We start from the raw sequence: 12,421 nt of genomic DNA, 5'->3' as shown, positions 1-12,421 counted from the left end.
GTCGTCGCCGAACGACGACCGCGCCTCGCGTCGCGCCGACGCGATCTCCTCCGTCAGGGACGACAGATCGCGTACCAGCCGCATGCCCTTGCCGCCACCGCCCGCCGAGGGCTTGAGCAGGACGGGAGCGCCCAGCTCCCTTGCCGCCGCTTCCAGTTCCGGGTCCGCCGCGCCCGGGACCACCGGGACGCCCGCCGCCTTCACCGTCTCCTTGGCGCGGATCTTGTCGCCCATCAGGGAGATCGCCGAGGCCGGCGGTCCGATGAAGGCCAGGCCCGCCACCGCGCAGGCCGCCGCGAAGCCCGCGTTCTCCGCGAGGAAGCCGTACCCGGGGTGGACCGCCTGCGCGCCGGTCCGCCGGGCCGCCTCGATGAGCGCGGGCACGGACAGGTACGACTCCGAAGCCGGCGGCGGGCCGAGCCGTACCGCCGTGTCGGCCTCCCGCACGTGCCGCGCGTCGGCGTCCGCGTCGCTGTAGACGGCCACCGAGCGGACGCCCATCGCCCGCAGCGTGCGGATCACGCGGACCGCGATCTCGCCGCGATTGGCGACGAGCACTGTGTCGAACATGGTCATCTGTCACTCACATCCGGAAGACGCCGAAGGCGGGGTCACTGAGCGGGGCGTTGGCGCAGGCCGTCAGCGCGAGGCCGACGACCTGCCGGGTCTCCATCGGGTCGATGACCCCGTCGTCCCAGAGCCGGGCCGTCGCGTAGTAGGCGTTGCCCTGGGTGTCGTACTGCTCGCGGATCGGGGCCTTGAAGGTCTCTTCCTCCTGGGCGCTCCAGTCGTCGCCGAGCTGGTCCCGCTTGACCGTCGCCAGCACCGACGCGGCCTGCTCGCCGCCCATGACCGAGATCTTGGCGTTGGGCCACATCCACATGAAGCGGGGCGAGTACGCCCGGCCGCACATCGAGTAGTTGCCCGCTCCGTACGAACCGCCGACCACCACCGTCAGCTTCGGCACGCGGGTGCAGGCCACCGCCGTCACCATCTTCGCGCCGTGCTTGGCGATGCCGCCGGCCTCGTAGTCCCGGCCGACCATGAAGCCGGAGATGTTCTGCAGGAACAGCAGCGGGATGCCGCGCTGGTCGCACAGCTCGATGAAGTGCGCGCCCTTCTGGGCGGACTCGGAGAACAGGATGCCGTTGTTGGCGACGATCCCGACCGGGTGGCCGTGGATCCGCGCGAAGCCGGTGACCAGCGTCTGCCCGAACTCCGCCTTGAACTCCTGGAAGCGCGAGCCGTCCACGAGCCGCGCGATGATCTCGCGGGCGTCGTACGGCGTGCGCGAGTCGACCGGCACCGCCCCGTACAGCCCCGCCGGGTCGACCTTCGGCTCCTCGGCCTGCTCCACCGACCAGGGCAGCGGCCCGCGCTCGGGCAGCGTTGCGACGATGTTCCTAACGATGCGGAGCGCATGGGCGTCGTCCTCGGCGAGGTGGTCGGTGACCCCGGACGTACGGGAGTGCACCTCGCCGCCGCCGAGCTCCTCCGCCGTCACGACCTCGCCGGTCGCGGCCTTCACCAGCGGCGGCCCGCCGAGGAAGATCGTGCCCTGGTTGCGCACGATCACGGCCTCGTCGCTCATCGCCGGGACGTACGCGCCGCCCGCGGTGCAGGAGCCGAGGACGGCCGCGATCTGCGGGATGCCCGCGCCGGACATCCGGGCCTGGTTGTAGAAGATCCGGCCGAAGTGCTCGCGGTCCGGGAAGACCTCGTCCTGCAGGGGCAGGAACGCGCCGCCGGAGTCGACCAGGTAGAGGCAGGGGAGACGGTTCTCCAGCGCCACCTCCTGGGCCCGCAGGTGCTTCTTCACGGTCATCGGGTAGTACGTGCCGCCCTTGACGGTCGCATCGTTGGCGACGATCACGCACTCCCGGCCGGAGACTCGCCCGATGCCGGCGATCACCCCGGCGGCCGGGGCCTGGTCGCCGTACATCCCGTGAGCGGCGAGCGGGGCCAGTTCCAGGAACGGCGAGCCGGGGTCGAGGAGGGTGTCGACCCGGTCACGGGGCAGGAGCTTGCCGCGCGCGGTGTGCCGCGCGCGGGCCTTCTCGCCGCCGCCGAGCGCGGCCGCCGCGAGCTTGGCGCGCAGCGTCTCGGCCAGCTCGGTGTGGGCTGCCTCATTGGCCTGCCAGGCCTCCGACGCGGGGTCCGCCGCGCTCGTCAGCACAGGTGCCTGCTGCATTTCTCGAGCTCCCTTGCTCGGTTAATGAGCGTTAACGTATGTCGTTCAGGTTAACGACCGCTAACCCCATTGTCTAGAATCGGTCCCATGACCACCAGGACCGATGCCCCCACGCGACGCGAGCAGATCCTCAAGGAGGCCGCCCGCCTCTTCGCCGAGCGCGGGTTCCACGGCGTCGGCGTCGACGAGATAGGGGCGGCGGTCGGCATCAGCGGGCCCGGCCTCTACCGGCACTTCGCGGGCAAGGACGCGATGCTCGCGGAGCTGCTCGTCGGCATCAGCGAGCGGCTGCTCGACGGCGGCCGGCTCCGCGTGGACGGCGCGAGCGGCGCCCCGCGCGAGGTGCTGGCCTCGCTGATCGACGGCCACATCGACTTCGCGCTCGACGACCGTCCGCTGATCACCCTGCACGACCGGGAGCTGGACCGGCTGCGCGACGAGGACCGCAAGCGGGTCCGGCAGCTCCAGCGGCGGTACGTGGAGCTGTGGGTGGCGGTGGTCCGCGAGCTGTACCCGGCGGCGGGCGAGGCCGAGGTCCGGGCCGCCGTGCACGCCGTGTTCGGGCTGCTCAACTCCACCCCGCACCTCGGCGCGCTCGGCCGCTCGGCCATGGAGGAGCTGCTGCGCCGGCTCGCGAACGGGGCCTTCGAGGCGCTGGCGGCGGAGCCGGCGATCGGGTAGCCGGAGCGGGAAGCCGGGGAGCCGGAACGGCGACGTCCGGGAGACGCGGGATCCGTAGGCCGGAACGATGGCCGGTGAACGGTCGGACTCGGTCACAATGAGTCCCATGCCGATACTCAGCCGTGACGCACTCGTCGAGCAACTGGTCCGCACCCGTATCGCCGGAGACGTCGCCACGCCCCGCGACAACAATCTCTCGCACTACCGCAAGCTCGCCAACGGCGACCGGCACTACTGGCTGGGCCTGGAGCTCGGCGACCGGTGGGCCGACGAACAGGACGTCCTCGCCGTCATGGCCGAGAGATGCGGCGTCAACGACGACCCCGCGCACCGCTTCGGGCAGGACACCATCGACCCCGAGCTGACCGTCGACGCCCTGGAGCGCGCGGCCGCCCGGCTGCGCAAGGCCGCCGCGGGCAAGGAGCGGGTGCTCTTCGCGACCGGCCACCCCGGCTCGCTGATCGACCTGCACAGCCGTACCGCCGCCGCGCTGCGCGCCGTCGGCTGCGACGTCGTCCGCATCCCCGACGGGCTCACCGCCGACGAGGGCTACGTCGTCCAGTTCGCCGACGTCTCGATGTTCGAGCGCGGGGCGAGCCTGTGGCACACCCACTCGCCGGAGCCGATGAACGCGATCCTCGACGCGCTGGAGGCGGAGGGCAGCCCGCTGCCCGACCTCGTCGTCGCCGACCACGGCTGGGCGGGCCGCGCGGCCCAGCGCGGCATCGACGCGATCGGGTACGCCGACTGCAACGACCCCGCGCTCTTTCTCGCCGAGGCCGAGGGCACCCTCCAGGTCGCGATCCCGCTGGACGACCACGTCATCGACCCGCGCTCCTACGAGCCGCTGACGGCGTACCTGCTGAACGCCGCGGGCCTGCTGTCCTGACCGGTCACGGCGCCGGGGCGGGGCCGCCGGGCCGCAGTACCCGCCCGAGGCCCGGCGTCGGGTCCAGATAGACCCGCCGCACGCCGGGGAAGCGCTCCCTGACCTGCTCCTCGGCCTCCTCGCAGGCCCACTCGACCTGCTCGGCCGAGGCGACGTCGCGGAAGTCGACCTTCGCCGCGATCAGGAACTCGTCCGGCCCCTGGATCAGCGTCGTGAGCTCCAGGACGTCGATGATGTGCGGCACCGACAGCAGTTCCGCGCGGATCTCCTCGCGCATCGGCCGCGGCAGCGGGCGGCCGATCAGCAGCTCGGCGTTGGAGCGGCCGAGCACCCAGGCCACGTACACGAGCAGCACGCCGATCAGGATCGACGCGACGCCGTCCCATCCGTCCCAGCCGGTGAGCTCGGCTCCGAGCAGGCCGCCGGCCGCCAGCATCAGCCCGGCGAGGGCCGCCGAGTCCTCCATCACCACGGCCTTGACGGTGGTGTCGGGGGTGCGCCGCAGATAGCGGCCGAACGGGGCCTCGGCCCGCTCGGCCTCGCCCTGGACCTGCCGGACCGCGGTGCGCAGCGAGAAGCCCTCCAGGACGAAGGCGACGCCCAGCACGATGTACGAGATCAGGGGGTCGCCCAGCTCCTCGCCGTGGACGAGGGTGTGGATGCCGTCGTAGAGGGAGAAGACCGCGCCGCCCACGAAGGTGGCGACGGAGGCGAGCAGCGCCCAGACGTAGCGCTCGCTCGCGTACCCCATCGGGTGGTCCTCGTCGGCCGGCTTCGCGCTGCGCTTCAGCGCCGTCAGGAGCATGACCTCGGTGACGGTGTCGGCGACCGAGTGGGCCGCCTCGGAGAGCATCGCGCTCGATCCGGACACGACCCCGGCAACGGCTTTGGCGGCGGCGATCCCGAGATTCGCCGCCGCCGCCACGATGACCGTGAAGGTGCTCTCGCCGTTCTGTGCGTTCTCCGCCATGGACCGGACGCTATGTCCGGTCCTCAGCGCGGCACGCGAACGACACCCTCCTGAATGACCGAGATGGCCAGCTTCCCGTCCTGGGTCCAGATCCGGGCCTGGCCGAGCCCGCGCCCGCCCGAGGCGGACGGCGACTCCTGGTCGTACAGCAGCCACTCGTCCGCGCGGAACGGCCGGTGGAACCACATCGCGTGGTCCAGCGAGGCCCCGACGACGTCGCCGACCGCCCAGCCGCCGCGCCCGTGGGCGAGCAGCACCGAGTCGAGCAGTGTCATGTCGGAGACATAGGTCGCCAGGCACATGTGGAGCAGCGGGTCGTCCGCCAGCTTGCCGTTGGTGCGGAACCAGACCTGCGAGCGCGGCTCGCGCGGCTCGCCGACCGAGCCCCAGGGCGGGGTGTCGGCATACCGCAGGTCCACCGCGGCCCGCGCTTCGACGAGCCGCGCGGCCACGTCCGCCGGGAGGTGCCGGGGCAGCATCTCGGCGGCCGTCGGCAGGCTCTCCGGGTCCGGCGCGGCCGGCATGTCGTACTGGTGCTCCAGCCCCTCCTCGTACGCCTGGAAGGACGCGGAGAGGTGGAAGATCGGCTGGCCGTGCTGGACGGCGACGACCCGGCGGGTGGTGAAGGAGCGGCCGTCGCGGATCCGGTCGACCGTGTAGACGATCGGCGCGCCCGGGTCCCCCGCCCGCAGGAAGTACGCGTGCAGGCTGTGCGCGAGGCGGTCCTCGGGGACGGTCCGGCCCGCCGCGACCAGCGCCTGGGCGGCCACCTGGCCGCCGAAGACGCGCGGGACGACGGCGGACCGGGACTGGCCGCGGAAGATGTCCTGCTCGATCCGCTCAAGATCGAGCAGACCGAGCAGGCCATCCAGTGCGTTGTGCGCTTCGGGCACTTACAGGCCCATCGACTTCGCGATGATCGACTTCATGATCTCGCTGGTGCCGCCGTAGATGCGGTTGACGCGGTTGTCCGCGTACAGGCGGGCGATCGGGTACTCGTTCATGTAGCCGTAGCCGCCGTGCAGCTGGAGGCAGCGGTCGATCACGCGGTGCGCGACCTCGGTGCAGAACAGCTTGGCGGAGGCGGCCTCGGCCGGGGTCAGCTCGCCCGCGTCCAGGGCCTCCAGGGCGCGGTCGGCGACGGCCTCGGCCGCGTCCACCTCGGCCTGGCAGGCGGCCAGCTCGAACTTGGTGTTCTGGAAGGAGGCGACCGGCTTGCCGAAGACCGTGCGGTCCGTGACGTACTGCTGGGCGAACCGGACGGCGGCCTTGGCCTGCGCGTACGCGCCGAAGGCGATGCCCCAGCGCTCGGAGGCCAGGTTGTGGCCGAGGTAGTAGAAGCCCTTGCCCTCCTCGCCCATCAGGTCCTCGACCGGCACCTTCACGTCGACGAACGCCAGCTCGGCGGTGTCGGAGGTGCGCAAGCCCAGCTTGTCCAGCTTGCGGCCGATGGAGTAGCCCTCGGACTTGGTGTCCACGGCGAACAGGGAGATGCCGAAGCGGCGGTCGTCCTCGGTCGGGGCGGAGGTACGGGCGCAGACGATCACGCGGTCGGCGTGCACGCCGCCCGTGATGAAGGTCTTGGAGCCGTTGAGGACGTAGTGCGTGCCGTCCTCGGAGAGCTTGGCGGTCGTCTTCATGCCCGCGACGTCGGAGCCGGTGCCCGGCTCGGTCATCGCCAGCGCCCACATCTCCTCGCCGGTGACGAACTTCGGCAGGTAGCGCTTCTTCTGCTCGTCGGAGGCGAGCATCTTGATGTAGGGGAGGGCGAGCAGCACGTGCACGCCGGAACCGCCGAACTGCACGCCCGCGCGGGCGGTCTCCTCGTAGAGGACGCCCTCGAACTTGTGGGTGTCCAGGCCCGCGCCGCCGAACTCCTCGGGCACGTTGATGCCGAAGATGCCCAGCTCGCCGAGCTTGAGGTAGAAGTCGCGCGGCGCCTGGCCGGCCGCGAACCAGTCGTCGTAGACGGGGACGACCTCGGCCTCGATGAAGGCCCGGATGGTCTCCCGGAACGCCTCGTGGTCCTCATTGAAAACAGTACGGCGCACGGGGCCGACCCTCCTTGTCTAAGCGCTTGCTCAGCCTGCTTCCGTCGAAGTTACCGGTCGGTCATCGGCGCTGTCCAGAAGACGAGAGGGTCGTCCCCGTCACAACGCGCGGAATCCCCGGCGCCCGGTTCTCGGGCGGCGGGGATTCCGCGGCGGCTGCCTCGGGGGTTACCGGGGCAGGCGGATCGACAGGCGGTGGTTGAAGAAGTCCGTGGGGTCCCACTTGGCCTTCGCCTGCTGGAGCTTCGGGTAGTTGCCCTTGTAGTACAGCTCCGTCCACGGCGTGCTCGACTTGTTCCACGCCGGGTCGGCCATGTCGCTGTCCGGGTAGTTGATGTACGCGCCGTCGTTGACGTCGTTCGGGACCGGGGCGCCGCCGGTCTCCCCGTACATCTCCGCGTAGATCTTCCGCGTCCAGGCGATGTGCGGGTCGTCCTCCTCCGGCTTCATCCAGTGGATCTCCCAGAGCAGCTGGAAGATCGCGTCCCGCTGGGCGAAGGAGGTGGTGTCGCTCGCGAAGTCGCCGACCCGGCCGCCGAGGGCGGTCAGCACCAGCCACGCCAGGTCGTACGGGTTCTCGTACCCGTCTGTGACCATGTTCTTGTAGAGCGCGTCGATCTGGTGCTCGGTGAACGCCTTCTTCAGATACGCCGACCGGTGCTCGCCGCGCAGGGTCGGGTTCATGAAGACGTCGCCGCGGCCCGAGTTGAGCAGGTACGTGTGCAGGAAGGTGTGCTTCTGCACGTCCGGCTCCGCGCCGCCCGCGCCGCCGACCGCCCGGTTCATCTCGTCCATGTAGGCCCGGATCAGCCGCTCGCTGGTCGCGTCCGATCCGTCGAAGTACGCCCAGAGCTCGGCGCGGCCCTTGGACCCGGGGAAGAACGACAGGTAGCTGCCGAGCTTGCGGTTCGGGTCGCCCGGCGCGCTGTGGTCCAGGTGCCACTGCGCGTGCGCCTTGAGCAGGCTGCCGAGCTGCGCGCGATTGACCTTGGACCAGGGGAAGACGTAGTGCGCGGTGGTGACCTTCTGGGCCGGCACCGGCAGCAGGTCCCGCGGGGCGGTCCCGGTCGCGCCCGGCTTCCGCATCCAGAACCGGGTGACGATGCCGAAGTTGCCGCCGCCGCCGCCGGCGCACGCCCACCACAGGTCGCGGTTCGGGTCGTCCTTCTCGCGGGTGGCCACGACGGCGCGGACCCGCTTGTCGGGCCCGACCACGACGACCTCGACCGCGTACAGGTGGTCGACCGAGAGCCCCAGGCTCCGGGAGTACATGCCCACGCCGCCGCCGAGGATCTGGCCGCCGGCGCCGACCAGCGGGCAGTAGCCGGCCGGGACGGTGACGCCCCAGCCGCGGTACAGCAGCTCGTACATCTCGCGCAGCTTGACGCCCGGCTCGATCATGAACGCGCGTCGCCGCTCGTCGAACGTGACCTCGTTCATGTACGCCATGTCGACGATGACCTCGACGTCGGCGTTGTAGACGAAGTCCTCGTAACAGTGCCCGCCGCTGCGCACGGTGAGCTTCTTGCCCCCGTCGACGGCGTCCTGCACGGCGGCGACCACCTGCGCCGTCGTCGTGGGGAAGCGCACCTGGTCGGGCTGGGCGACCCAGCGGTTGTTGTAACCGGAGACCGCGTCCGTGTAGTTCGGGTCTCCCGGGCGGGCGGTCAGAATCTTGGAAGGATCGACGACGGGCGCGGTGGCCGCCCGGGCGGTCCCGCCGCCCAGTTCGGTGAGGCCGGCGGCAGCGCCCACGGCGACGGCCGAGCCCGCGCCCACGGCGGTGATGAATTTCCTTCTGCTGTGCTCCGACATGGTTCCTTCCAAGTCTCTCGGGAAAGGCTGAGCGCCAGCCTCGCCGAGACCGGTCACCTTCCACGAGACACCGGGAGTTGAGTCTGTCAGGTTCAAGGGATCTTCAAGAGACCTGACAAACAATGTTCGATCGGTGCCGGAATCCGCAGGTCAACCGCTTACCGTGGGCAAGTCTCGGGCAATTCAGCGCCAATTCCCAAGGAATGCAGGCGCATCGGCCGTCGTGGGCCCCGGAATGCCGGCAACCCCGGTAATCCCGCAGTCATTTCATGCATACCGATTCGCGCACACCGACGTGCACACCGAAAGGAACATCATGACGACATCGACGACCGACGGCTCCACCGGCAGCCAGATCACCGTGCTCGGTCTCGGCGACATGGGGTCGGCGATCGCCAAGACGTTCGTCGAGCGCGGATACCGCACGACGGTCTGGAACCGGACCGCGAGCAAGGCCGCGCCGCTGGTCGAGGCCGGCGCCACCGCGGCCGAGACGGCCGCGGAGGCCGTGGCGGCGAGCCCGCTCGTCGTGGTCTGTCTGCTCGACAGCACCGCGGTCGACCAGGTGCTGGCCTCCGTCGAGTCCGCGGTCGCGGGCAAGGTCCTGGTGAACGTCACCAGCGGCTCGCCCGCCCAGGCGCGGGAGAACGAGCGCTGGGCGAAGGAGCACGGCGCCGAGTACATCGACGGCAAGATCATGGGCGACCCGCCGTACGTCGGCACCGACCACATCATGTTCCCGTTCAGCGGTTCGACGAAGGCGTACGAGGCCAACGAGTCGACGCTGAAGGAGCTGGGCGGCATCGCGTACCACGGCGAGGACGCGGGCGCGGCCGCCGTGGAGTTCATGGCCCAGGTCGCGTTCGCCTACGAGCTGATCATCGGCTTCCTGCACGTGCTCAAGCTGGTCGAGGCCGAGGGCTTCGACGTCGAGGAGTTCACCGAGCGGGCCGGCGGCTCGCTGGTGCACTTCCCGTCGCTGCTGAGCTCGATGGCCAAGGCGGTCAAGACCGGCGAGTACGGGCCGGACCTCGGTTCGCTCAACGTCCAGGCCGCGCTGATGAACGACATGATCAGCCACCGGGCGTCGGTGGGCGTGGAGGCGCTGCGGATGCGCGAGGTCAAGGACCTGATGGACCGTCGCATCGCGGCGGGCCACGGGGACCAGGGCTTCTCCAGCCTGTTCGAGCTGCTGCCGCCTAAGAAGTGAGGCCGCGGGGCTGAGGCGCACCGGGTGCGGGCGCCTGGGATCGATCCACGATCCCGGGCGCCCGCACCCCTTTGTTCGGGGCGGTCCTCTCGGTGTTCTCCGGGACCGAGAGCGGGCCGAGAGCAGGTCGAGAGAGGCGCCCGGCAGCGTGGGATCCACGAGTCGAGCTCATGAAGACGAAGGAAGGAACACCATGTCATCGAACGCTCCCGAGCCCCCCGTCCAGAAGGCCGGGTCGCGGGAATGGCTGGGGCTCGCCGTGCTGGCCCTGCCCACCCTGCTGATCTCCCTCGACACGAGCGTGCTCTACCTGGCCCTGCCCCACCTCGCGGAGGCGCTGCAGCCGACCGGCACCCAGACGCTGTGGATCATGGACGTCTACGGCTTCCTGATCGCCGGCTTCCTCATCACCATGGGCACGCTGGGCGACCGGATCGGCCGCCGCAAGCTGCTGCTGATCGGCGCCACGGCCGTCGGCCTCACGTCGGTCGCCGCCGCCTACTCCTCCAGCGCGGAGGCGCTGATCGCGACCCGGGCGCTGCTCGGCATCGCGGCCGCGACGCTGATGCCGTCCACGCTCGCCCTCATCAGCAACATGTTCCACGACCCGTACCAGCGCGGCCGCGCCATCGCGGTGTGGGCCAGCTGCTTCATGGGCGGCACGGCGCTCGGCCCGGTGGTCGGCGGCACGATGCTGGAGTACTTCTGGTGGGGCTCGGTGTTCCTTCTCGGCGTCCCCGTCATGATCGTCCTGCTGATCGTCGCGCCGATGCTGCTGCCTGAGTACAAGAACGAGAACGCCGGCCGGATCGACCTGCTGAGCGTGCTGCTCTCGCTGGTGTCCATCCTGTCGATCATCTACGGCCTCAAGGAGCTCGCCCGCTACGGCTTCGAGCCGGTGCCGGTCGTCGCGATCGTCGTCGGCCTGGTCGTCGGCGCGGTGTTCGTGAAGCGGCAGGGCAAGCTGGCGGACCCGCTGCTCGACCTCAAGCTCTTCAAGGTCGGCTCGTTCACCGCGTCGCTGCTGATCCTGATGGTCTCGATGCTCGGCACCGGCGGCGGCTACCTCTTCATCACCGGGTTCCTCCAGATGGTCGAGGGCTTCTCGCCGATGAAGGCGGGTCTGATGATGGTGCCTGCGGCCGTCGCGTCGATCGTCGCCGCGCAGGTGGCGCCGATCCTGGCGAAGCGGTACGCGATGAGCACGGTCATCGGGGTGGGGCTGCTCATCGGCACCATCGGCTACCTGCTGCTGGTCTTCGTCGACGCGGTCGGCGGGCTGCCGCTGCTGATGGCCGGCTTCGTCATCATCTTCATCGGCGTCGGCACGCTCGGTGCGCTCGGCACCGGCCTGGTCGTCGGCTCCGTCCCGCCGGAGCGGGCGGGCTCCGCGGCCGGACTCTCCTCCATCTGCGGCGACTTGGGCTCCGCGCTCGGCATCGCCACGCTCGGCAGCCTCGGCACCGCGGTCTACCGCGATGCGATCGCCGTGCCCGCCGGTACCCCCGCCGACGCGGCCGCGGCAGCGGGCAGCAGCATGGAGGACGCGATCGCGGCGGCCGGCGAACTGTCCGGGCAGACGGGGCAGGCGCTTCTGACGGCGGCCCGGGAGGCGTTCACCAGCGGGCTCAACGCGATCGGCGTCGCCAGCGCGATCGTCACCGTGATCAGCGCGGTCATCGCTCTGACGGCCCTGCGCAAGAAGCGCGAGGCGGCGCCGGCGGGCGAGGGCGTGCCGGAGGGCTCGCTGTCGGCGAGCTGAGGCAGGTGAGCCGTACGCCCCTGGTCGCGCCCGCGGCCGGGGGCGTACGGCTTGGATTCGCTCTCGACGACGTGCGATCGGCGGCCGCGCCCCGACCCGCACGGGGACGACGGACGGGAGCGGGGGACGTGGAGGGGGTCGCGTTCGGGACGTAGAGCGTGATGTGTGGCGCACGGGATACGGGGCCTCGCGCAGGCCCCGAACGCGCCGTACATCATGCAGTCCCGAATGCGCCCCCGGAACGTCCCCCGCGGCGCCCACACAGAGAACGGGGCGTCACAGTGCGGCGCGCCGCGCCCGGGTGGCGAGCCAGAGGTCGAAGCGGTCGTCGCCGTCGTCCAGTCGGCGGTCGGTCAGGCGCATCGCCTTGTCGAGGCGGTTGCGCACGGTGTGCCGGTGGAGGCCGAGGCGGCGGCCGGTCTCGTCCCAGGAGCAGCCGGTGTCGAGCCAGGTGGCCAGGGTCTCGACCAGCTCGCCGGACGGGTCTGCCACGTCGAGCGGGCCGAGGACGGTGTCGGCGTACCCGGTGAGCGCGTCGCGGTCGCCGAGGTCGAGGAGCAGTCGGCTGGAGTGGCTGCGCCGGGCCTCCGCGGGGCGGCCGGACCGGCGGCTCACCTCAAGCAGCCCGGTCGCCTGGCGCAGCGAGGTGAGCGCCGCCTCGGGGGCGACCGGGGCCCCGATGCCGGCCGGGCAGCCGGGGGCGAAGCGGGCGAGCAGCTCCAGGACGTCGATGTCCTCTGCTGCGACGGCCTCCACGACGGCGTCGGCGGTACGGGTCAGGCCGCCCGGCAGCGCGAGGGCGAGGTCGGCGGCGACCTCGGCGGCCTCCTCGGGGGTACGGGCGGCCACGGC

At 71.2% G+C, this 12,421-nt stretch carries 11 protein-coding genes; 4 read left to right on the top strand and 7 right to left on the bottom strand.

Translation table 11 applies throughout. The annotated features are described in order from the left end of the window. Both VIU94_RS01635 and VIU94_RS01630 read right to left on the bottom strand, forming a co-directional pair. Window positions 1-576 (bottom strand): biotin carboxylase N-terminal domain-containing protein (locus VIU94_RS01635; RefSeq protein ID WP_331906703.1); only part of this gene is annotated, 576 nt, incomplete at its 3' end. A gap of 7 nt (window positions 577-583) precedes the next feature. Further along, on the bottom strand, window positions 584-2,191 hold the full coding sequence (locus VIU94_RS01630; protein WP_331906701.1) for a carboxyl transferase domain-containing protein: 1,608 nt from the start codon (window positions 2,189-2,191) through the stop codon (window positions 584-586). Between the two features lie 87 nt (window positions 2,192-2,278). Here VIU94_RS01630 and VIU94_RS01625 point away from each other — a divergent pair, with 87 nt between their 5' ends. Beyond that, complete coding sequence (locus VIU94_RS01625; protein WP_331906699.1) at window positions 2,279-2,872, top strand: SACE_7040 family transcriptional regulator; 594 nt, start codon at window positions 2,279-2,281, stop codon at window positions 2,870-2,872. 106 nt (window positions 2,873-2,978) lie between these two features. Beyond that, a complete protein-coding gene (locus VIU94_RS01620) occupies window positions 2,979-3,761 on the top strand; it encodes a phosphatase (RefSeq protein WP_331906697.1) in 783 nt (260 codons plus the stop codon). Between the two features lie 4 nt (window positions 3,762-3,765). Here the strand turns inward: VIU94_RS01620 and VIU94_RS01615 are convergent, their stop codons facing one another. The 4 genes from VIU94_RS01615 to VIU94_RS01600 all read right to left on the bottom strand — a co-directional run bounded on the left by VIU94_RS01615 (window position 3,766) and on the right by VIU94_RS01600 (window position 8,597). After that, window positions 3,766-4,731: a cation diffusion facilitator family transporter gene (locus VIU94_RS01615; RefSeq protein WP_331906695.1), complete on the bottom strand. Its 966-nt coding sequence runs from the start codon at window positions 4,729-4,731 to the stop codon at window positions 3,766-3,768. A 23-nt stretch (window positions 4,732-4,754) separates the two neighbouring features. Then, entirely contained in the window at window positions 4,755-5,624 is an 870-nt protein-coding gene (tesB, locus tag VIU94_RS01610) for an acyl-CoA thioesterase II (protein WP_331906693.1), read from the bottom strand. Further along, window positions 5,625-6,782 carry an acyl-CoA dehydrogenase family protein gene (locus VIU94_RS01605; protein ID WP_331906691.1) on the bottom strand — a complete coding sequence of 386 codons (1,158 nt, stop codon included), beginning with the start codon at window positions 6,780-6,782 and terminating at the stop codon, window positions 5,625-5,627. Window positions 6,783-6,950: 168 nt separating this feature from the next. Continuing rightward, window positions 6,951-8,597, bottom strand: a complete 1,647-nt coding sequence (locus VIU94_RS01600) for an FAD-binding oxidoreductase (protein ID WP_331906689.1) — start codon at window positions 8,595-8,597, stop codon at window positions 6,951-6,953. A 316-nt stretch (window positions 8,598-8,913) separates the two neighbouring features. Between VIU94_RS01600 and VIU94_RS01595 the strand changes: the two genes are divergently transcribed. Both VIU94_RS01595 and VIU94_RS01590 read left to right on the top strand, forming a co-directional pair. Next, on the top strand, window positions 8,914-9,807 hold the full coding sequence (locus VIU94_RS01595; protein WP_331906687.1) for an NAD(P)-dependent oxidoreductase: 894 nt from the start codon (window positions 8,914-8,916) through the stop codon (window positions 9,805-9,807). Between the two features lie 193 nt (window positions 9,808-10,000). Beyond that, on the top strand, window positions 10,001-11,569 hold the full coding sequence (locus VIU94_RS01590; protein ID WP_331906685.1) for an MFS transporter: 1,569 nt from the start codon (window positions 10,001-10,003) through the stop codon (window positions 11,567-11,569). A 276-nt stretch (window positions 11,570-11,845) separates the two neighbouring features. On the opposite strand, the gene VIU94_RS01585 is transcribed toward VIU94_RS01590, so the two are convergent. Continuing rightward, on the bottom strand, window positions 11,846-12,421 hold a 576-nt coding region (locus tag VIU94_RS01585; protein WP_331906683.1), incomplete at its 5' end, for a PucR family transcriptional regulator.

The organism is Streptomyces sp. (assembly GCF_036566765.1).
Classification (GTDB): domain Bacteria; phylum Actinomycetota; class Actinomycetes; order Streptomycetales; family Streptomycetaceae; genus Streptomyces.
This window is presented reverse-complemented; position numbering and strand designations above follow the sequence as displayed.

Excerpts from the sequence above, each read along its gene's own strand:
- VIU94_RS01630 (WP_331906701.1), bottom strand. The coding sequence starts at position 2,191 with ATGCAGCAGGCACCTGTGCTGACGAGCGCGGCGGACCCCGCGTCGGAG.
- VIU94_RS01625 (WP_331906699.1), top strand. The coding sequence starts at position 2,279 with ATGACCACCAGGACCGATGCCCCCACGCGACGCGAGCAGATCCTCAAG.
- VIU94_RS01620 (WP_331906697.1), top strand. The coding sequence starts at position 2,979 with ATGCCGATACTCAGCCGTGACGCACTCGTCGAGCAACTGGTCCGCACC.
- VIU94_RS01615 (WP_331906695.1), bottom strand. The coding sequence starts at position 4,731 with ATGGCGGAGAACGCACAGAACGGCGAGAGCACCTTCACGGTCATCGTG.
- VIU94_RS01600 (WP_331906689.1), bottom strand. The coding sequence starts at position 8,597 with ATGTCGGAGCACAGCAGAAGGAAATTCATCACCGCCGTGGGCGCGGGC.
- VIU94_RS01595 (WP_331906687.1), top strand. The coding sequence starts at position 8,914 with ATGACGACATCGACGACCGACGGCTCCACCGGCAGCCAGATCACCGTG.
- VIU94_RS01590 (WP_331906685.1), top strand. The coding sequence starts at position 10,001 with ATGTCATCGAACGCTCCCGAGCCCCCCGTCCAGAAGGCCGGGTCGCGG.